Below are 20,271 nucleotides of genomic sequence, written 5' to 3'. Positions count from 1 at the left end.
TGCCTAAGATATAAAATCAAAGTAACTAAGCAAAATTTTATTATTAATAAGTCTAGGCGTTTTTATCTCTAACAATTTAGGCATTTTACTGCCTTTATAAAAATTAATTAAGGCTTTTTCTAAGTTTTTCTCATTATCAACCATTTCATGAAGAATATTATAACCGCTACAAAGTTTAGCTATATCAATAGCATGAGTAGTCTCAAAAAAGGTTTCAAAATTTGCGGTATCTTCTTGACCAGGTAAAATCCTGAAGATTCCTCCGCCATCATTATTAAGAACAATAACTCTAAAATCTGACCGTATATTTTTATTCCATAAACCATTACTATCGTATAAAAAACTAATATCTCCAGTAATTAACAAGGTAGGTTCTTGATGGTAAATAGCTGCTCCTACAGCTGTAGACGTAGACCCGTCTATACCACTGGTGCCCCGATTACAAAAAACTGTAATACTTGGGTCTATGGCAAATAACTGTGCATAGCGTACGGTAGAACTATTTGCCAAATGCAGTTGGTAATTTTTCGGAATTGATTTTGCGATTTTAGAGAAGGCCAACATATCTGAAAAAGGAATTTCATTTAAATATTGATTTCTCTTGACTTCATAATTTCTCTTCACCGCAGACCAATACGAATAATAATCACTTTCAATAGCTTTAAGCTTTGGTATAAAAGACCTAAAAAAAGTGTTTTCTGAAGTTTCAAAATGATGTGTAATAGAAAAAAAAGTATCGTATGCTTTTTTAGCATCAATATGCCAATGCACTCCAGCTTTATAGGTACGTAAAAAATTCTTTATCTTCTTAGATACTATGAGTCCGCCAAAAGTAAGCACTATATCGGGTTGTAATTTTTTAAATAACTCATCACTGTTAACAGATTTTTCTATAGGAGCAATAAGACTATCGATACTCGTAAAAAAATTGGGGTGGTGTAAGTTTGATGTTGTTTCTGTTAATACGATGACCGATTTATCAGTAGCTAGAAAATCAAGATATTCTTGAGCTACCGCATTTGGGTATGCTACACCTACCAAAACTAATTTTCGTTTTGCTTGGTTCCAACTAGTTGCAAAGGCTGTCAAATCTTCTACAGCATCAAGCTCAGGCTTTTTATACACTAGAGCTGGCTGATGATTTGGTACCGTTGTGGCATTATACAACGGCTCCTCAAATGGCACATTTATATGCACAGGAGACATGGTTTCAATAGCTAATTGAAACGCCTGCCCCAATTCTTTATCATTATAAGCCTCAATTTGCGCTTGTTGATTTTCTAGCGACGTACTTGAACTAAGTAAACTTTTTCCTTGTTTTTTTATAGTTTCTGTAGCGTGACTTACATCTAGTTTTAAATTAGCCGAATACCCAATATGGCGATCAAAAACATGATCCTGACGAATGGTTTGTCCGTCTCCAATATCAATCTTATAAGGCGGTCTATCCGCAGAAATTACCACTAATGGAATATCACTATAAAAAGCTTCTGAAATAGCAGGATAATAATTTAAAAGTGCACTCCCAGAAGTACATATCACCGCAACGGGCTTCTGTTGTTGCTGTGCCATACCTAATGCAAAAAAAGCAGCACAACGTTCATCTACCACACTGAAGCAATTGAAGTAGTCATCTTCTGTAAACGTAATGGTTAAAGGTGCATTTCGTGAACCTGGAGAAATAACAATTTCTTTTATGCCATATATTTTGCAATAGTGGGCAACGGTTTGTGCTGAGGGTATTGTAGAGTATTTCAATCTAATTATTTTATGGGAACAAAATTACAATACAACTTTAAGCATTGTATTACTTTTTGCTACCGTTTCTTCCCATTCTTTTTCGGGATCTGATTCATGCGTAATTCCGCCACCAACATATACCAGTGCTTTTTTATCTTTTAACTGCATGCACCTAAGGTTTACGTATAGCGACGTTGTATTTTTGACCGTTTTATAAGCCTGATTCTCTCTATTGCGCCTATTGCTTGATCTAAAATTCTCTTCTTTAAAATTAAGCTCACCTAAAAACCCCGTGTAGTATTCTCTAGCGTAATTTTCGTTTTCTAAAATAAAAGCCTTGGCTTGTGCTTTAGGCAACCCACATACTGCTGGCGTAGGATGTAAAGCTGCAATAATTTCTTTTAGATTATAGGTAGCTAATCTTCCAGAAACCGATGTTCTTAAATGCCATAGACTTCCTGCTCTCACGGATTCTGTTTCAGAAATAGTTAAATTATCTACACTACTTTCTAAGGCAGCTACGATATAATCCGTAACCAATTTCTGTTCCTCTAATTCTTTTGTTCCCCAAACAGGAGCTTTACCTTCTTCTACTTTTTTGGTCCCTGCCAGAGACATAGTCTTCAGCTGTTTATTTTCTGTTCTAAGTAAAATTTCAGGAGTTGCCCCCAACCATAAACCCACTTTAGGGTGATACCAGAGATAACAAAAAGCATTTGAATAACTTGCAAGTAAAGCGTCAAACAATGTAAAGGCCGACTTACGAGTACCTACTTCCAGTTTTCTGGAAAGCACTACTTTCTTTACTCCGGCATTTTCAATCGCTTCAATAGCTTTATGTACTAAATTGATATGAAATTCTTTTTGAGCGTCATCTTGGACAACAGATAAACTAGCAAGATCCTTTATGCTTTCTGAAGCTATATATTCAGCTTCATGTTTTTCATCAGACTGTAACAAAACAATCCTATCGTCCGTATTAAACGGAGCAAAAATAAAACCTGTTTTAGAAAAGTCTTCTACATAATGAAGCACATCGTCCTTTTGGAAAACCCCATTAACAGTAGATTCTGAAGGTTTCCTATACAAAACAAATGGTTTTGAAGTCTTAAAATGATTTTTTGCTTTATAAAATAAATCGTGCAACATATTACTTTTTAGGTAATGATATGGTCGTAAGTTTACAAATAGATATTAAATTATCATTGGCATCAGTAAGTTTAATATCCCAAACTTGGGTGGTTCTCCCCTTATGAATGATTATTGCTTTTGCATAGACAAAACCCTCACGAATACTTTTTACATGATTTGCAGAGATTTCTAATCCCCGAACGGTAACTTCTTGTGCATTTAAAAATATATACGATGCCGCACTTCCTACACTTTCTGCAAGAGCCACCATAGCTCCTCCATGCAAAATACCGTCTGGCTGAAACACTTTTGGTGTTACCGGCATTTTACCTACTAAATAATTTTCTCCAACATCAACATAAGTAATATCTAAAGTTTCCATCAATGTACCTTTGGTAGTATCATTGCAAATCTTTAGTATTTTCTCTTTAAAATCTTCCATAAAATCATTTTATGTAAAATTAACGATTCCTAGAACAACAAAAGCAATGATTACAAGCGCAATTTGAATATTCTTTTTTAAATTTCATGACTGAATACCTATTCTATAAAAAATTGAAATGAACACCACAGAAAAACAAGTTTCCTATACCACAAGCAATACCTATGAAACCCTAAATACACGTACTAAAAAAACAAAAAATGTTTGGATTGTTTTCCATGGTATTGGTTATTTGAGTAGGTACTTTCTAAAGTATTTTAATGAATTGAATCCAGAAGAAAACTATATCATTGCTCCGCAAGCACCTTCTAAATACTATTTAAACAAAAAGTATGTACATGTTGGCGCTAGTTGGCTTACCAAAGAGAATACTCTATTAGAAATGAAAAATGTTTCTAATTATTTAGATGCTGTCCTTGCTGCAGAAGAAATCCCAGAAAACACTAATATTATTGTTTTCGGATTTTCTCAAGGAGTTTCCATAGCCTCCAGATGGGCCACCTTAAACCACATAAAATGTACGCAACTAATACTGTATGCCGGAGGAATACCTAACGAAATAACTCCTGAAAAATTTAAGTTTTTAGAAGACCATAAAACGCAAGTAAAAGTTATTATTGGCACTAAAGATGAATATTTAAATGAAGAACGTATGCAATCTGAATCTAAAAGAATAGCAACCTTGTTCAATGACAAAGCAGAAATCATCACTTTTGAAGGAGGACATGAAGTAAGGAAAGATATTATTAATAGTTTAGTTAAATGAAAACAGAAGCCATTATACTAGAAAACGATTTTGTAAAACTTGTACCACTGAGCTTGGAAAATTTTCAATACCTCTACTCTATTGCTAAACAGCCTAAATTGGTACAATACTCCCCCTCTGCAATTGAAACTCCCGCAGCTTTAGAAAACTATGTGAAGATTGCTTTACAATACCAAGATGCAGAAACTAGCATTCCGTTTATTGTATATGATAAAAGAATTAGCAGCTATGCTGGCAGCACCCGTTTCATGAACATCAATTGGAAAAATAAAACACTAGAGATTGGCGCTACTTGGATTGGGAGAGAATTTCATGGCACCGGATTAAATACTCAAATGAAAGCTTTAATGCTCCAGTACGCCTTCACAACATTACACATGGAAAAAATAGAATTTAGGATAGATGAACGCAACATTGCCTCCCGTAAAGCAGTAGAAAAATTGGGCTGCGTTCTAGAAGGTGTCTTACGGAATAATGTGTATTTATTAGATGGATTTAAACGTAATACGTGCTGCTACGGACTTTTAAAAGAAGAATGGTTGATGGTTGATGGTTGATGGTTGATGGTTGATGGTTGATGGTTGATGGTTGATGGTTGATGGTTGATGGTTGATGGTTGATGGTAAGTTCAAAAATTTGAGTCTCACTAACAAGTAGTAAATAAAAACATTCAAGAATCAAATGTAAAATAAAAATACACGGTCAATTAGAGTGATGAAGCAAGTCTAATTAAAACCGCTACAGTTTCAATTGAGAAACTTCTTCTACCGATAGTCTTCTCCCTTCTTCAAAACCCAAATAGTCATCATCCCCAAATTTCTCGGACCAAAAGCCATCTAGAACATTGTCATTTATAATTTTGTACACCACAACACCTTTAAAGGTTTTAGGTCTATTTTTTAATTCTCCACGATATGAAAAGTTAATGACTAGAACGTCATCTTTAAAAAACCCCTTTCCAGTTTGCGTTTGCTCACCTCCTATCGTCCAGATAGCATCTACACGGTTCTTACTAGTCACAATTAATCGCAAGTATCCAGTATAACCTGAATGATCTTTATCTTGATTATAACCTATAATCTCGTATATTCCTTCTACTGTTTTGATAGCCATAAAATAAATAATTAAAAAATAATGTCTGTTATCACAGCATACTGAAATAACAGGTTCTGTTTTCGTTATAAAATACCAACCCTTCTTAAAAACTCAATGTTTTTAGCATTTAATTTAGTGATTGGCCGTTCTATATAAGAATTAGGATGCTTCTTCTTTTCTTCTGCTACCCAAATTTCTATTTCTTTTTCTGTCATAAAATAATCAAAATAATTTTCTGGTGGTGCCACTACAAAAATCATCAAAGGATAATAGCTATAATTAGTGCTATAAATTTGTTTCCCACCTTCTTTAGCGCTAGCACCAACAAACCAAGTACCATCAAATCCTTCTACTATTTCATCGTCAAGATTATTTTCATGATAAATTTTTAATCCTCCGCGATTATAATTCAACTGCTTTATACCGAGAATGGGAATTGAATTGTTATGAAACTTAAAAGAAGTTCTTGCCACTCCAGAAGTATTAACTTTTATCAATCTAGAACCACATAGGCCGAAAAAAGTGTTCGTCCAGATTTCATTTTGAGCCTTAATTTCATCGTATTTTATGGCAACAATACCTTTGTAAGAATTTGGTAAAATAATAGTCTGCCTATAGGGCCTCCAAACATACCAAGAAATTAATATCACATATATAAATGGAAAAATAATTAAAAAGAAGTCCGATAGTTGAAGTTTACGCTTGTTAAGCGAAGTTTGAACTACCGATTTTCTGAAAATATATTTTAAAATAAAAAACAGAATTAAAAGCAGAAACCCCACTATAGCTATAGGCCATAAGTTGGTAAAAACAAAACTCAAGGCCAATAAAACACCAAAAAATAGATAGTAAATTCCGGTATTTCGCAGTCGTTTCATCAATTTAATTTAATTGTTTTTTTTTCAAATTATTTTATAAAAACCCTCAAAATATTCAGTAAAAAAATAAGAAACCTACTCTTCTATTGCAGCCACCTCATAGTATTTTATTTTACGGCTGATAAATGTATTGTCTGGGGTTATAATCTGTTTGATCCAATTGCCTTTATCACCATTGTCATACTGGTAGATATATTCTTTTGTGCTTACCAGTTTACCATGTTGTGTTTTTACTTCGGTAAGCATACCTAACGTATTGTAGCTGTAGGTCTTTAATTCTTTTGAAAAGAAAGCATTAGTGCTTGTATCAAAATCAAAGAAATTCTCGGAAACTACCTTATCCTGTTGATTAAAAATTTGCTCTAGTGCTTTTGAAGGCTTTCCTTCTAAAAATTCTTTAGTTAACTCAATACGTTGTACGCCTTTCAATTTTGTTTTACGGTCCGACACACGCACCGTTTTTTGTACTTCATTATTTATCGTGTATGTCGTTGTTGCTTCTCCTTTATCTGTGGTATAGGTTACCATTGTACTTTCTATACCACTGTCATTATTCCGCTTAATTTCTACCAACTTATCTGCTGCATCATAGAAGTACTCGTACTGATCTAAAAATTCTTTGGTATATGAAATTATGTTTTCTGTTATTTTTTTACCGGATGGAATGCTATCGTAACTATAAATATTAGCAATTGAAGTACTTTTATCAAAAACACCATCTCGGTAATTCTCAACTCTTTTTTCGCTTATTTCCTCATTTACGAATCGGTAATACGTAATATCATAATCGGCCTCATTATAACGCGTGGTAAGCTTTGTGAGTACTCCCTTCTCATTAAAATTGAATTCTTCTTTTCCGTAATCGGTAATTACAAAACAGGTCTTTACTTTTCCTACTAAATCAAAATCAGAAATCGTAAAAATTTTTGCCTTTTGGGCGCTTGCCGTCAAAGCCGCAAACATAAAAGCTGGTACCAGAAAAGTTCTCAACATTTTTAAAGGGTAGTTTTTTATCATACCACAAATTTAGTAGTTATTCTATGAAAAGCATTTAAGGAATATTAATTAATTGTGATAATTCTAAAACCAATAACTATATACTCAAAAACTGAGCACAATTACACATTTCTTACTTCCTTTTAAAACAAAAAAATAACCCCAACTGATATAGTCGGAGTTATTTTCTCATCGTATTTTTTTTTTAAATGATCCCGATTTGCATCGGGATAAGCGATTCACACATTTTCGTTTACAAACAAAAAAAACTCCAACTAATACCGTTGGAGTTTTCTTCTAATCGTGTTTTTTCAAAAGATCCAGATTTGCATCGGGATAAGCGATTCACATATTTTCGTTTGTAACGAAAATAGTTTGTTGCTTACTTAACTTCTTCGAAATCTACGTCTTCTACGTTATCACCTTCAGCTGATTCTGCACCTGCAGCAGCATCTGGTCCTGGAGCAGCACCACCTTGTCCTTCAGCTTGCGCTTTGTACATTTCTTCAGAGGCAACTTTCCAAGCTTCGTTAATCTTATCTAAAGCTGGAGCAATAACAGCGATGTCTTTCAACTCATATGCTGCTTTTAATTCCGTTAAAGCATCTTCTACTGGTTTTTTCTTATCATCAGATAATTTATCACCAAATTCAGCTAATTGCTTTTCTGTTTGGAAGATCATTCCATCAGCTTCGTTTAATTTATCAGCAGTTTCTTTAAGTTTTTTATCAGACTCAGCATTAGCTTCTGCTTCTGCTTTCATTTTCTTAATTTCTTCTTCTGTTAAACCTGAAGAAGCTTCAATTCTAATATCCTGCGTTTTGTTCGTAGCTTTATCTGTTGCTGATACTTTAATAATACCATTAGCATCAATATCAAAAGTTACTTCAATTTGAGGTGTTCCTCTTTGTGCTGGTGGAATACCATCTAAATGGAAACGTCCGATATTTTTGTTATCTGCCGCCATTGGTCTTTCACCTTGTAAAACGTGAATTTCTACTGATGGCTGATTGTCTGCAGCTGTAGAGAATACTTGAGATTTCTTAGTAGGAATCGTTGTATTCGCTTCAATCAACTTTGTCATTACACCACCCATAGTTTCAATACCTAATGATAATGGAGTAACATCTAATAATAATACATCTTTAACATCTCCTGTTAAAACACCACCTTGAATTGCAGCACCTACCGCTACAACTTCATCAGGGTTAACACCTTTTGATGGTTTTTTACCGAAGAATTTCTCAACAGCTTCAACAACAGCAGGGATTCTTGTAGAACCACCAACTAAGATAATTTCATCGATATCACTTTTAGATAAACCTGCATTTTTTAATGCTGTAGCACAAGGCTCAATAGTTCTTTTTACTAAATCATCAATTAATTGATTAAATTTAGCTAAAGTCAATGTACGAACTAAATGCTTAGGTCCACTAGCAGTAGCCGTTACATATGGCAAGTTAATTTCTGTTGATGCAGAAGAAGATAATTCAATTTTCGCTTTTTCAGCAGCTTCACGTAAACGTTGTAAAGCCATTGCATCATCACGTAAATCAATACTTTCTTCCCCTTTAAACTCATCCGCTAACCAATCAATAATTTTTTGATCAACATCATCACCACCTAAGTGAGTATCACCATCTGTAGCCAATACTTCAAAAACGCCATCTCCTAATTCAAGGATAGAAACATCATGCGTACCACCACCAAAATCAAAAACAACAATTTTTTGATCGGTATCTTTCTTATCCATACCATATGCTAAAGATGCAGCAGTTGGTTCGTTGATAATACGTTCTACCGTTAAACCAGCAATTTCACCAGCTTCTTTTGTTGCTTGTCTTTGCGCATCGTTAAAATATGCAGGAACCGTAATTACCGCTCTTGTTACAGTCTGACCTAAATAGTCTTCTGCAGTTTTCTTCATTTTCTGAAGAATCATTGCAGATAATTCTTGTGGCGTATATAAACGACCATCAATATCTACTCTTGGAGTGTCATTATCTCCTTTTACTACTTTATAAGGTACTCTCTTTGCTTCTGTACTAGATTCAGAGAATTTGTTCCCCATAAAACGTTTAATAGAATAAATCGTTTTGGTTGGGTTTGTAACTGCTTGTCTTTTTGCAGGATCTCCTACTTTAATCTCACCACCTTCTACAAATGCGATAACTGATGGTGTAGTTCTTTTTCCTTCTGCATTAGGGATTACAACAGCTTCATTACCTTCCATTACAGAAACGCAAGAGTTTGTAGTTCCTAAATCTATTCCTATAATTTTACTCATCTCTTATTATATTTAATTATTAGTGCTTTTTATATTCTCTTATCTATTTGGCAAACAATATGCCAAGAGAACAAAACTGACAGGATGTCATTTTTAAAAGCTAATCACTGCAAAGAGAGGTGTTTTTTAACCATAGCTGACACTTTTATAAAAAATAATAGACGTTAGTACTGCTACTATTTCAGCCTTTTATGTGTAACATTTCTTTCCACTGGGTTGTATACCTAGGACTTCGTTCTTCTTTTATCAATTCCCATTCTTTAATTCGGGTTCCTACCAAGGCAGATGACACTTTAGATTTTCCAAATTTAAGGTTTAAACTATCTACTACTTTCGTTAGTTTACTTTTTGATGCGGATGGAATTTCAAACAAATTACCTTGTACATAATGCTCTGGAATAATCCCTAAAAGATTAACACCTACTTTTTTATAGCGGAAGCCTAACCTATATATAAGGTGTAATGCTTTTTTAGCCTCCTTTATTAATACAAAGGTATCATTCGTAGGAATAGTTAATTGTACCGTAACACTATTAGCGTATTGCTTGTCTTTGTTGCTGTGGTAATTAGTGGTAACAAAAACTTGTAATGCACTTGCGCAAGAACCTTGTGCACGAAGCACTTCTGTAACTTCGCCCACATAATAAGAGCATGCTTCTTCTATAATAGCTAACTCCGATAATTTTTTTCCAAATGATTTTGCCGTACCTATAGCTTTCTTCTTTTTTAAATCAATACTAAAGTCCATCGCTATTTCTCCATTAAGTTCTCGCCACGTACGTTCTCCAACGACGGTCATTTCTTTACGAACCCATGCCAAAGGAAGCTTAGAAAAATCATAAGCCGTAGCCACACCAATTTTCATGACACGCTCACTGTGTTTTCTGCCAATTCCCCACACATCTTTAACAGCACACCATTTTAAGGCGTCTATACGGTCTTTTTCTGAATTGATGACACACACGTAGTTTTTATCAGGTACTTTCTTCGCTATTTTATTAGCTAATTTTGATAATACTTTTGTTCGTGCTATCCCCACTCCAACGGGCAAACCTGTATATTTAAAAATAGTATCTTTAATTTGATGTGCATATTGCTCTAACTCTTCTTCTGGAACATCACTCAAATCTAAAAAAGACTCATCAATGCTATAAATTTCTACCCGCGCCGAAAAAGTCTTTAAAATATTGATCACCCGTTGTGACATTTCTCCATACAAGGTATAGTTCGATGAAAAAAAAACGACCTTATGTTCTAGCAGCTGTTTTTTAATTTTAAAAACAGGCTCAAACATGGGGATATTAGTTAGCGCTTTCGCCTCTTTATTTGCTGCAATAATACATCCATCATTATTACTTAATACAACTACAGGTCTTCCTATAAGATCTGGCCTAAACACCAATTCACAAGAGGCATAAAAACTATTACAATCTACTAATGCTATCATTTGCACGAATGTATTATATAAGTAATTACACCCCACAGGGTAAATTCTTCTTGTGTCTGTTTAGGCGGAATCCGAATAACCTTAAATTGCCCTTCTACAATAACTAGCGCTAAATTATTTTCCTTCGGATAAAAAGAACGGTCTATAATTAAAACATCATGTTTATAAATAGCAAAATCTGCCAATTCATCGCTATCTATTCGCACATAAAAAGTTGCATCGCCATTGCTAATAAGTTCCTGCTCTAGGTTGATAGAAGGTTCTAAATAATGTGTAGCGGGACTTGGAAATCCAGTTTGTTTTGATACTTCAGGCGCATGACGCTTTTCTGCTTTTTTAATTTTTCCGTGAGAAAATAGTTCCATGATGCAAAAATATGGATATATTCCTAATTAATGGATATTATCCCGAAATAAATAAATTTAGTAATTGTGAAATTAGTCAGTACATTTACCTTTTAAAGTTGCATTTATAACAAAAAAATTATGGAGTCAATCAGTACTTTTGATATGCTTAAAATTGGGGTGGGACCATCAAGCTCGCACACCCTAGGACCTTGGCGTGCTGCAGAAAAATGGATTGGAGAATTACAAGAAAGTGAAAACTTCTTAGATGTTGCAGAAATAAATGTATCTATTTACGGTTCGTTATCACTTACTGGTAAAGGACATGCTACGGATTATGCTATTATGCTAGGCTTGTCTGGACAAGATCCTGAATATATCCCTATAGAACATATAACTAGTATCGTACAACGCATTAAAGAGGAACAGAGAATTGAATTAGGCGGGAAACGTACACTTCCCTTTAATCCTGAAAAAAATATAATTTTTAAAAAAGAATTCCTTCCGTTCCATGCCAATGGGATGACTTTTGAAGCCACTTTATACACGGGTAAAAAGATTAAGAATACGTATTATTCTATCGGTGGTGGGTTTGTAGTAAAAGAAGAGCGAAAAAGAGCTAAGAAAAATATTGAAAAGTTTAAAGCCTTTCCTTTTCCCGTAACAAATGGAGTAGAGTTGCTAGACTTTTGTTCAAAGGAAAACAAAATTATTTCAGAAATTGTTTTAGAAAACGAACGCTCTTTGCGTACGGATGCTGAAATTGACCACGAGTTACATCGCATCTGGGATACCATGTTAGAATGTATGTATATAGGTTGCCATACCGAAGGCTCTTTACCTGGCGGACTAAATGTACGCAGACGTGCATTTGATATCCATAAAAAATTAAAAGATAGCGAACCCTATACATCTCCTCAAGAATGGCTTTCTGCCATCAGAAAAACTGAAGTTAAATTTAGACAAATCTTACAATGGGTAAGCTGTTTTGCTTTAGCTGTTAATGAAGTAAATGCTTCTTTAGGACGTGTAGTTACCGCTCCTACAAATGGTAGTGCTGGTGTAATACCTGCCGTTCTTATGTATTATTTAGTGATTGAAGACCATAAAGCAGGTTTTGATGATATTAAAAAATTCTTATTGGTTTCTGGAGAAATTGGAAGTATCTTTAAAAAAGGAGCTACTATTTCTGCAGCCATGGGCGGGTGCCAAGCTGAAATTGGCGTATCATCTGCAATGGCAGCAGGAGCGCTTACTGAATTATTAGGCGGTAGCCCCGAACAAGTATTAATGGCAGCAGAAATTGCAATGGAACATCATTTAGGCTTAACTTGTGACCCAATTGGTGGTTTGGTACAAATACCTTGTATTGAGCGTAACTCTATGGGCGCCATTAAAGCAATTAATGCTGCAGAATTAGCACTAGGCTCAGACCCTAAAGATGCTAAAGTTCCTTTAGACAAAGTAGTACAAACCATGTGGGAAACTGCAAAAGATATGAACTCTAAATATAAAGAAACCTCTGAAGGTGGCTTAGCTGTAGGTGTTTTCTTGAGTGATTGTTAAATTAATTAAAACTAAAAAAAAGAAACATGGCAAAAAGTAAAGATGCGAAGAAGAACGTAAAAAAAGAGCCCTTAAAAACGGCTAAAGAAAAAAAAGAAGAAAAAAGAGCTAAGAAAAAGTAATAGCACTATTTAAATCTCTGAAAGAATTATTCTTCAGAGATTTTTTTTATTGCTCACACTTTTATGGTCAAGATCAATACTCGTTTATTAAAAATATATTATTTTTTTTTGTAGCGATTTTCTTGTTACTTCACTATAAAAATATTGAAAGATGAATAGATTAAAACATATTGAAAGTGAACTATCCAGTTTACGGCAACACTTAAAATTTCACGCGCTTTACACGAATCTTAACGATTTAGATGATGTTAAGATCTTTATGGAACATCATGTATTTGCTGTTTGGGACTTTATGTCGCTTTTAAAAGCATTACAAATAGATTTGACGAACACCACTACCCCATGGATTCCTAGAAAAAATGCCACTTTAGCACGTTTTATCAATGAGATTGTTCATGGTGAAGAAAGTGACATTAATGAACTAGGAGAGCCTAAAAGTCATTTTGAAATGTACTTAGAGGCCATGAATCAAGTGGGCGCAAGTACAGCCACCATCAATTCATTTATAAAGGCTATCGAAACAGGTAAATCTGTTACAGCTGCATTAGCGACAATTGATATTGACCAATCGGTTTCAGATTTTGTTACCTTTTCATTTGATGCTATTTACACGAAGAAAACACATGTAGTTGCTTCTGCCTTTACTTTTGGGCGTGAAGATTTAATTCCAGATATATTTTTTGAAATATTAAAACAAGCTGATAAGGAAAATACGGAGTATACTAAACTAAGGTACTATTTAGAGCGACATATAGAATTAGATGGCGATGAACACGGCCCGCTTTCCTTAAAAATGATTTCAGAATTATGTGGGGATGACACGACCAAATGGGAAGAAACATTAGTCGTAGCTAAAGAGGCCTTGCAAAAACGCATTGAACTTTGGGATGGCATCAATCAATTAATCCTGAAACAAAAAAAGGCTCCAAAGAAATAAGATTCTAAAATGGACTATCGCATTGAAATGCTTCCAGAGAAAAAGATGGTAGGCAAACAACTAACTATGTCTTTTACTACCGATAGCACTCCAAAACTTTGGGAGAGTTTTATGCCACATAAAAAGTTAATCCTAAATACTATGGGCACAGATCTATATAGTATACAAAAGTATCCTGAGGGTTTTAATTATCAAGATTTTGATCCTAATACGCTGTATACAAAATGGGCTGCCATAGAAGTTACTAATTTTGATATGGTGCCAAATGCTTTTGAAACCTATATACTCAAAGGCGGATTGTATGCCGTTTTTAAACATATAGGATCTGCTACAGCATTTCAAAAAACTTTTGAGGCTATTTTTATAGAATGGTTACCCCAGTCTGATTATGTATTGGATGATCGGGAACATTTTGAATTACTAGGTGAAAAATATAGTAATACAAATCCTAATTCTGAAGAAGAAATTTGGATTCCTATCCGATTGAAAAACTAAATTGGTTTTACCCCGTAAAGACTTAGAATCTATATCCAATCCTTAAATGTAAATTTGCAACAGCATCACTATCATTTTCCAAATAGCCCGCATTTTTAGCAAAAGTATACAAATAACCAATACCTATTCCTGCCTCATAGATGAAGTGTTTGCCAATAGGTCTTCTAATTCCCCAAGTAGGAATAATAGCGATATCACTAATGATTCTAATATTTTCATAGTTAGAGATAACAAACCAATCTGGATGATAGGACGTTTTTAAGCTGATAAAATTTCCGCTGTTCCCATCAATTCTACGTGATTTGTTGATTCGTTTATTCAAATTGTAATACAACCTTGGTTCTAAGGTCAATACCGGCGCTAATAAAAAACCTGTTCCATCATAAAAAGCGCCTCCCCAGATACCTGTATCAAAGCCTATTTCTGAACGCAAGGCTATTGTAGCTGATAGTTTTGATTCGTTTTGAACCCAAATTCCTAGAAACCCTGTTTGAATGCCGTAGGTAGATTGCTCCACACTAGCATTTTGAGAATGCACTACTAAACAAAGGCTACAGAAAGCTAATGTTGCTAAAAATGTTTTCATTTTCTATATTTAAAGAAGGTTATGATGATTCCATGCTAAGACACAAGAATTATGCCGAATTTAATCTATATAAAATTATACACCCTACTAAACATTCATTTTTTATACGGTAATAAAAATTTAAAACTGCAATACATGAAGCTCAAAAAACCGAATCAATTTCCTTACTTTTAACGCACCAAATAAAAGAACTAATGTCTGTTGCAAAAAAAGAATATAAAAGAGTGACTGTGAAATCTCTTATAGAGATGAAAAAGAACGGTGAAAAAATTTCAATGTTAACAGCCTATGATTATTCTATGGCTAAAATTGTTGATGCTGCGAATGTAGATGTCATCCTTGTTGGCGATTCTGCAAGTAATGTAATGGCTGGGCATGAAACAACGCTACCTATTACCTTGGATCAAATGATCTATCATGCATCATCTGTAATTAGAGCGGTAAATAGAGCCTTAGTTGTGGTAGATTTACCCTTCGGAAGCTACCAAAGCGACCCTAAAGAAGCCTTACGTTCTGCTATTAGAATCATGAAAGAAAGCGGAGGCCATGCTGTAAAACTTGAAGGTGGTTTAGAAATTAAAGAATCTGTAAAAAGAATATTAAATGCAGGGATTCCTGTAATGGGGCATTTAGGATTAACGCCACAATCTATATATAAATTTGGCACCTATACGGTACGCGCCAAAGAAGAGGAAGAAGCTATTAAACTAAAAGAAGATGCTTTAATGCTTGAAAAAGCAGGGTGTTTTGCAATCGTTTTAGAGAAAATTCCAGCTACATTGGCTAAAGAAGTTGCTGAGCTCGTTACTATTCCAGTCATAGGCATTGGTGCAGGTAATGGTGTTGATGGCCAAGTATTAGTGGTCCATGATTTAGTAGGACTTACTCAAGAGTTTAACCCTAGATTTTTACGTAGGTATATGAACTTATATGAAGAAATGGGAAAAGCTATATCTGATTATGTATCCGATGTAAAAAGCAGAGATTTTCCTAGTGATGATGAGCAGTATTAATTTGAATCGTTAAGTTTTTAAATTCTTGAATTTAAAAAAAATGAATTCAAGAATTTAATAGAACGTTATCCCAAATTTGAGTTCTATAACTAACTTGTCAAAAAATCTCATTAACTAAAAATTTTAATAGCTAATAACCCATTTTACTTTTTGAAAAAAATAGCCATTCTTATTCTCGTTTTTTTAAATATTGGTTGTGATCAAATCAGTAAAAAGATGGTCCGTAACACCGTAGACAAAAATGATTATATTCAATTAGTGCAAGATAATTTTATTCTTACTAATGTAGAAAATACAGGAGCCATGCTTGGTTTTGGACAAAGCTTTCCTCCTATTTTAAAAATTATTCTATTGCAGATTCTACCCGTACTTGTACTCGTTATTATTCTGATAAATATTTTAAGAAAGACACATTTAAACAAGTGGCTGATACTCGCTTTTTCTTTTGTAATTGGAGGAGGAATAGGCAACTTAATAGATAGGATTGCTTTTGGTAGTGTCACTGATTTTTTTATATTGAAAGTCGGTATCTTTAAAACAGGGATTTTCAATATGGCCGATGTTTCGGTAACTGTTGGAGTTATTCTTATTTTTATTTTAAGCTTACGTCATAAAAAACTTGAATTTTAGTGGATAACAAAATACTATCAACAGCCAACAATCTTCTAGTAATCTATGAAGACAATCATTTAATTGCTATTAATAAACGCCCCGGTGATATTGTTCAAGGAGACAAAACTGGTGATGCACCTTTAAGTGATGTTGTAAAGGAGTACATCAAAATAAAATATAATAAACCAGGTAATGTATATTTAGGGGTTGCTCATCGCTTAGACAGACCTACCTCAGGAATTGTTGTTTTTGCAAAAACATCAAAAGCATTGCCTAGATTAAATAAGTTATTTGCAGAAAAAGAGGCAAAAAAAACCTATTGGGCTGTGGTAAAAAATCAACCACCAAAACAAAACGATTTGCTTACCCATTGGCTAAAACGCAATACCAAACAGAACAAATCATACGCAAACACAAAAGAAGTCCCCGAAAGCAAAAAAGCCATTCTAAGTTATACAATTGCTAAGAAACTAGACAACTATTTTCTTTTAGAGATTGATTTACACACGGGAAGACATCATCAAATTCGCGCTCAATTAACAGCGATTGGTTGTGTAATTAAGGGCGATTTAAAATACGGTGCAGACCGGAGTAATAAAGATGGAAGTATTCACTTACACGCAAGAAAACTATCGTTTATACATCCTGTAAAAAAAGAGGCTATCACCATAATTGCAGAACCGCCTAATGAGGCTATTTGGAATGCTTGTTTGTAAATCTTCTTACTTTTTAAGAAATACAAGCACCATGATCTCCTTTAATAAAATCACCCTACCCTATGTATCATTTGCTTTGTTTCTTGTGCAAGTCACAACAATATGAACAGTTTTTATGCTGCCCACAAGAATAACCATCAAATTAGTGCCGATAGCGTACCTCATTTTATGCTTACCCTATTATGTAGTATCTCTCCTAAAACTGAGGCGCTAATCGGAGATACGAAAGAGCTACGTTATATTAAGTTTCCAAATACCACTGCAGACAAAACCAATTTTCTCAATACCAAATAAATAGCATTGCTAGATCAAAATTTATTGAAATATACCATAAAAATGATGATTTAAAACGCAATGTGATCGCTGTGATAAAGTGCAAAATGTGGTCATAGAAATATTGATTCACAACAATAATAAACAACAAGGTTCTTTACTTTAATTCGATTTTCAACAAATAAAAGTGCAAGAAATGGCTCAGAATGCAAAATTTGACGAGCCAACCAATGGTTTAATTCAGCAATTTAATATTAAGAGCTCTGCTATTAAGAATGATTAATCTATGCTTTTTTTGAAGAACGGATACTTTCTATCACGACAGAGCTTAAAATTAAAAAACCACCTATCAGTGTATTTTTTTCAGGAAACTCACTCAATACAATTGCCCCTAAGATGATACCGTAAATTGGTTGCACACTACTTAAAATACTCACCGTCGTAATAGAAAAATTTTTAAAACTATTTAAAAATAGCGTATGCCCTATGGCTGTAGTTAGTAAAGCCAATGCCACTAAGCCTTTCCAATCAGCTAATACAACATTAAAATTTACCGTAAAATAGAATGGTGCTAATAAAACACCTATCACTATTAATTGATAACACATTAGCATAGACCCATTATATGTTGCTGCTTTAGCTTTTAATAATAGGTTTCTCAAGGAATAAAACAATGCTGACAGGACTCCGATACAAACAGCAAGTGTATACTTATTGGTAACATCAAAATTAGGTACTAAAAAATAGATTCCGGTTAACACCAATAGCGCTAAGAAGAGATGAATTCTTTGAAATTTTGTTTTTAGCAATATCGGTTCCAAAAATGCAGTTAAAATAGGATATGTAAACAAAGAAATCATACCAATAGCGACATTAGACAAGCGGAGTGCATAGAAGTAAGTAATCCAATGCAAGCCTAGCAACAACCCACTTACTAAGACAGGAAGTAAATGTTTTTTATCTATCCGTAGGGATATTTTTTTCCATTTACAGTAGGATACCAACAGAAGAACTGCAATAACGGACCGAAGACCAATTGTAACAGGTACAGGTAAATTTACATACCGTCCTAAGGTACCTGAAGTACTCACAAAAAGCATGGCCAAATTTATTTCTACTAAATGACTAAGGTGATTTGAATTCTTCAAAAAAAAATATTCTATCTGGTTAGAGTCGCTGCTTTTTCTTTTATGATTTGGGCAACTGGTTTATTTTCTAAATGACTTTCTAACCAAGACAATATATCTAAATATAAAAAAGCTCTTTTCTCATAAGGATGATCCTCATACTTCTTAAGCGAATCATACAATTTCTGAAATTCATTGCGCAGTTCATTCGGGTAAATATCTCCTAAACCTCTTAAAAACTTAATCATTTCTTTTTGGACAGCATGTAAGTCGTTCATTTTCAATAGAAACTTGTACGTACTTTTAAGTTGTACTTCTAAATGATAATCCATTCCTGCTTCATAATGCGCCACCAAACTTAAAACCCGCGCAAAGCACATTAAGTCCTCTCGCATTTTAAGATTTTTATTATTTATAATTTTCTTTAGGTAAGAAATACAGGTCTTATTATCTCCCATTCCAAAATACAGACAAGCAATTTTGTAATAGAATAACATAATATGGTGCTCATCAATACGGTCTTTATGTTTGACAATGCCATACTCAATAATTTTTACTAAATATACCCCTTTTTCAAAAGTACCTTCTAAGAAATGTAAGTTTAGTTTATTACTATTAATATATAAAAAAGCCAATGAGGTAACATTGTCATTCTGAGGAAAATCTTTCTCATTTATCGTAACTTCTAACTTTTCTAAAACCTCTTTAAATTGGGAGCTGTAGCGTACATAGAATAATGATTCTAATAAATAATTACTCCCTTTTAAATAAAACACAGGATTTAAATAAATCATGTCCTTATGCTCATAAAACAAATCTGACCATTTGCTAGCATACTTATAGCACGATAAAAAATCTTGTATTAAAAAGCTATACCATAAATGCGCCTTATACAACCACAATTTTTCTCGAAAACCCAATGCATCTATTTTGTATTTTGGTAAATGGCTTTGAAAATAATTCTTTACATACTGATAATCTTCATCACTACGTACATAGCCCATTTTTAGCATCTGCCCATATAATTGCAATGATAAATTTGAAAGTTTACTGGTCATTACATTCTGAGCAGAAAGCTCTTTAGCTTGGATCGCTAGCTCATCTGCACGATCAGGAATACTCCGCGTAATGTATTGAGTTTCAATAATTTTTTCTAGCTCTACAATTTCGTAGGCTATATTTTTTTCTTCATTTTCAATAGCAGTAGTCTTTGCTTTATCTAGAATTTTAAGACTCTGCTTGTACAGACCCTTTTGGTAAAGAATAGTAGCAAAATCTAACTGTTCCCTAATTTGAACACGAATATTTTGGTTAACAGGGTTTAATCTAAGGCTAATTAGAATTTGCTTATACAAATGTGCTTTTAAGTTTGAAAGCTGCGCTTTTTTTACAATTCCTGTTTCTAATATAACTTTTTCGTCATATTCTCTTACCTTATCTAACAAATTGAATAATGCTAAAAATTTCGCATCGGTATTTACGCCTAAACGACCTACATATAATTTAAATTGTCGCTTTTCTGACTTAGAAAGTGATTTTATAAGAACAAATAAAGAATCTTTATTGGCATTTGTCATCGTAAAAAATATAATTTAACTATCTGATTACCCATTACTTGAGTATCGTAAAAACCATCTAAACGTTGTAAATGAATTTTTACATCAGCTTTAATTAATAAGAGTACATCTATATTCGTAT

At 33.7% G+C, this 20,271-nt stretch carries 20 protein-coding genes; 8 read left to right on the top strand and 12 right to left on the bottom strand.

The genetic code is table 11. The features are described 5' to 3' along the window. Positions 1–3: 3 nt before the first annotated feature. From menD to CELAL_RS16975, 3 genes are read right to left on the bottom strand one after another with little or no spacing between them, the layout of a single operon-like run. Positions 4–1,758 carry a 2-succinyl-5-enolpyruvyl-6-hydroxy-3-cyclohexene-1-carboxylic-acid synthase gene (gene menD, locus CELAL_RS16985; RefSeq protein WP_013552117.1) on the bottom strand — a complete coding sequence of 585 codons (1,755 nt, stop codon included), beginning with the start codon at positions 1,756–1,758 and terminating at the stop codon, positions 4–6. Positions 1,759–1,782: 24 nt separating this feature from the next. Beyond that, positions 1,783–2,889: a chorismate-binding protein gene (locus tag CELAL_RS16980; protein ID WP_013552116.1), complete on the bottom strand. Its 1,107-nt coding sequence runs from the start codon at positions 2,887–2,889 to the stop codon at positions 1,783–1,785. Between the two features lies 1 nt (position 2,890). Beyond that, complete coding sequence (locus CELAL_RS16975) at positions 2,891–3,313, bottom strand: PaaI family thioesterase (RefSeq protein ID WP_013552115.1); 423 nt, start codon at positions 3,311–3,313, stop codon at positions 2,891–2,893. A 118-nt stretch (positions 3,314–3,431) separates the two neighbouring features. Here CELAL_RS16975 and CELAL_RS16970 point away from each other — a divergent pair, with 118 nt between their 5' ends. After that, positions 3,432–4,079, top strand: coding sequence for an alpha/beta hydrolase (locus CELAL_RS16970; RefSeq protein WP_013552114.1), 648 nt, complete (start codon positions 3,432–3,434; stop codon positions 4,077–4,079). Beyond that, positions 4,076–4,636 carry a GNAT family N-acetyltransferase gene (locus CELAL_RS16965; protein ID WP_013552113.1) on the top strand — a complete coding sequence of 187 codons (561 nt, stop codon included), beginning with the start codon at positions 4,076–4,078 and terminating at the stop codon, positions 4,634–4,636. Before CELAL_RS16970 ends, CELAL_RS16965 begins: the two co-directional genes overlap by 4 nt. Positions 4,637–4,817: 181 nt before the next feature. On the opposite strand, the gene CELAL_RS16960 is transcribed toward CELAL_RS16965, so the two are convergent. From CELAL_RS16960 to CELAL_RS16935, 6 genes are all read right to left on the bottom strand, one after another. Beyond that, complete coding sequence (locus CELAL_RS16960; protein WP_013552112.1) at positions 4,818–5,192, bottom strand: hypothetical protein; 375 nt, start codon at positions 5,190–5,192, stop codon at positions 4,818–4,820. A gap of 65 nt (positions 5,193–5,257) precedes the next feature. Continuing rightward, complete coding sequence (locus tag CELAL_RS16955) at positions 5,258–6,052, bottom strand: hypothetical protein (RefSeq protein WP_013552111.1); 795 nt, start codon at positions 6,050–6,052, stop codon at positions 5,258–5,260. A 75-nt stretch (positions 6,053–6,127) separates the two neighbouring features. Continuing rightward, positions 6,128–7,069 (bottom strand): hypothetical protein, encoded by a 942-nt coding sequence (locus CELAL_RS16950; protein ID WP_013552110.1) that lies wholly within the window; start codon positions 7,067–7,069, stop codon positions 6,128–6,130. A gap of 361 nt (positions 7,070–7,430) precedes the next feature. Further along, complete coding sequence (gene dnaK, locus CELAL_RS16945; RefSeq protein ID WP_013552109.1) at positions 7,431–9,335, bottom strand: molecular chaperone DnaK; 1,905 nt, start codon at positions 9,333–9,335, stop codon at positions 7,431–7,433. A gap of 181 nt (positions 9,336–9,516) precedes the next feature. After that, positions 9,517–10,782, bottom strand: a complete 1,266-nt coding sequence (locus tag CELAL_RS16940; protein WP_013552108.1) for a Y-family DNA polymerase — start codon at positions 10,780–10,782, stop codon at positions 9,517–9,519. Then, positions 10,779–11,147, bottom strand: a complete 369-nt coding sequence (locus tag CELAL_RS16935) for a S24 family peptidase (RefSeq protein WP_013552107.1) — start codon at positions 11,145–11,147, stop codon at positions 10,779–10,781. The genes CELAL_RS16940 and CELAL_RS16935 overlap by 4 nt, the downstream gene beginning before the upstream one ends. A gap of 120 nt (positions 11,148–11,267) precedes the next feature. On the opposite strand from CELAL_RS16935, the gene CELAL_RS16930 reads away from it, so the two are divergent. From CELAL_RS16930 to CELAL_RS16920, 3 genes are all read left to right on the top strand, one after another. Continuing rightward, positions 11,268–12,692 carry an L-serine ammonia-lyase gene (locus CELAL_RS16930; RefSeq protein WP_013552106.1) on the top strand — a complete coding sequence of 475 codons (1,425 nt, stop codon included), beginning with the start codon at positions 11,268–11,270 and terminating at the stop codon, positions 12,690–12,692. Positions 12,693–12,965: 273 nt separating this feature from the next. Next, complete coding sequence (locus CELAL_RS16925) at positions 12,966–13,751, top strand: DUF3050 domain-containing protein (protein WP_013552104.1); 786 nt, start codon at positions 12,966–12,968, stop codon at positions 13,749–13,751. A 9-nt stretch (positions 13,752–13,760) separates the two neighbouring features. Continuing rightward, complete coding sequence (locus tag CELAL_RS16920) at positions 13,761–14,246, top strand: GyrI-like domain-containing protein (RefSeq protein WP_013552103.1); 486 nt, start codon at positions 13,761–13,763, stop codon at positions 14,244–14,246. 22 nt (positions 14,247–14,268) lie between these two features. Here the strand turns inward: CELAL_RS16920 and CELAL_RS16915 are convergent, their stop codons facing one another. After that, positions 14,269–14,832 (bottom strand): hypothetical protein, encoded by a 564-nt coding sequence (locus tag CELAL_RS16915; RefSeq protein ID WP_013552102.1) that lies wholly within the window; start codon positions 14,830–14,832, stop codon positions 14,269–14,271. A 194-nt stretch (positions 14,833–15,026) separates the two neighbouring features. On the opposite strand from CELAL_RS16915, the gene panB reads away from it, so the two are divergent. From panB to CELAL_RS16900, 3 genes are all read left to right on the top strand, one after another. Next, entirely contained in the window at positions 15,027–15,845 is an 819-nt protein-coding gene (gene panB, locus CELAL_RS16910; RefSeq protein ID WP_013552101.1) for a 3-methyl-2-oxobutanoate hydroxymethyltransferase, read from the top strand. Between the two features lie 150 nt (positions 15,846–15,995). Next, positions 15,996–16,475: a signal peptidase II gene (lspA, locus tag CELAL_RS16905; protein ID WP_013552100.1), complete on the top strand. Its 480-nt coding sequence runs from the start codon at positions 15,996–15,998 to the stop codon at positions 16,473–16,475. Next, the gene (locus CELAL_RS16900; protein ID WP_013552099.1) at positions 16,475–17,173 is read left to right on the top strand and encodes an RluA family pseudouridine synthase; all 699 of its coding nucleotides are present in this window, start codon (positions 16,475–16,477) and stop codon (positions 17,171–17,173) included. The genes lspA and CELAL_RS16900 overlap by 1 nt, the downstream gene beginning before the upstream one ends. Positions 17,174–17,730: 557 nt before the next feature. Here CELAL_RS16900 and CELAL_RS16890 read toward each other — a convergent pair. Then, positions 17,731–18,594 (bottom strand): DMT family transporter, encoded by an 864-nt coding sequence (locus CELAL_RS16890; protein ID WP_041557784.1) that lies wholly within the window; start codon positions 18,592–18,594, stop codon positions 17,731–17,733. 11 nt (positions 18,595–18,605) lie between these two features. Then, positions 18,606–20,150: a hypothetical protein gene (locus tag CELAL_RS16885; protein ID WP_013552097.1), complete on the bottom strand. Its 1,545-nt coding sequence runs from the start codon at positions 20,148–20,150 to the stop codon at positions 18,606–18,608. Positions 20,151–20,271: the final 121 nt, after the last annotated feature.

The organism is Cellulophaga algicola DSM 14237, from assembly GCF_000186265.1.
In the GTDB taxonomy this organism is placed as follows: Bacteria; Bacteroidota; Bacteroidia; order Flavobacteriales; family Flavobacteriaceae; genus Cellulophaga; species Cellulophaga algicola.
The sequence above is the reverse complement of the archived record's forward strand: the minus strand, read 5'-3'. Positions and strand labels throughout refer to the sequence as shown.

Coding starts and splice junctions, on each gene's coding strand:
- CELAL_RS16980 (WP_013552116.1), bottom strand. CDS start 2,889: ATGTTGCACGATTTATTTTATAAAGCAAAAAATCATTTTAAGACTTCA.
- dnaK (WP_013552109.1), bottom strand. CDS start 9,335: ATGAGTAAAATTATAGGAATAGATTTAGGAACTACAAACTCTTGCGTT.
- CELAL_RS16940 (WP_013552108.1), bottom strand. CDS start 10,782: ATGATAGCATTAGTAGATTGTAATAGTTTTTATGCCTCTTGTGAATTG.
- panB (WP_013552101.1), top strand. CDS start 15,027: ATGTCTGTTGCAAAAAAAGAATATAAAAGAGTGACTGTGAAATCTCTT.
- CELAL_RS16915 (WP_013552102.1), bottom strand. CDS start 14,832: ATGAAAACATTTTTAGCAACATTAGCTTTCTGTAGCCTTTGTTTAGTA.
- CELAL_RS16885 (WP_013552097.1), bottom strand. CDS start 20,150: ATGACAAATGCCAATAAAGATTCTTTATTTGTTCTTATAAAATCACTT.
- CELAL_RS16975 (WP_013552115.1), bottom strand. CDS start 3,313: ATGGAAGATTTTAAAGAGAAAATACTAAAGATTTGCAATGATACTACC.
- CELAL_RS16930 (WP_013552106.1), top strand. CDS start 11,268: ATGGAGTCAATCAGTACTTTTGATATGCTTAAAATTGGGGTGGGACCA.
- CELAL_RS16920 (WP_013552103.1), top strand. CDS start 13,761: ATGGACTATCGCATTGAAATGCTTCCAGAGAAAAAGATGGTAGGCAAA.
- CELAL_RS16970 (WP_013552114.1), top strand. CDS start 3,432: ATGAACACCACAGAAAAACAAGTTTCCTATACCACAAGCAATACCTAT.
- CELAL_RS16960 (WP_013552112.1), bottom strand. CDS start 5,192: ATGGCTATCAAAACAGTAGAAGGAATATACGAGATTATAGGTTATAAT.
- CELAL_RS16950 (WP_013552110.1), bottom strand. CDS start 7,069: ATGATAAAAAACTACCCTTTAAAAATGTTGAGAACTTTTCTGGTACCA.
- CELAL_RS16935 (WP_013552107.1), bottom strand. CDS start 11,147: ATGGAACTATTTTCTCACGGAAAAATTAAAAAAGCAGAAAAGCGTCAT.
- CELAL_RS16965 (WP_013552113.1), top strand. CDS start 4,076: ATGAAAACAGAAGCCATTATACTAGAAAACGATTTTGTAAAACTTGTA.
- CELAL_RS16955 (WP_013552111.1), bottom strand. CDS start 6,052: ATGAAACGACTGCGAAATACCGGAATTTACTATCTATTTTTTGGTGTT.
- CELAL_RS16925 (WP_013552104.1), top strand. CDS start 12,966: ATGAATAGATTAAAACATATTGAAAGTGAACTATCCAGTTTACGGCAA.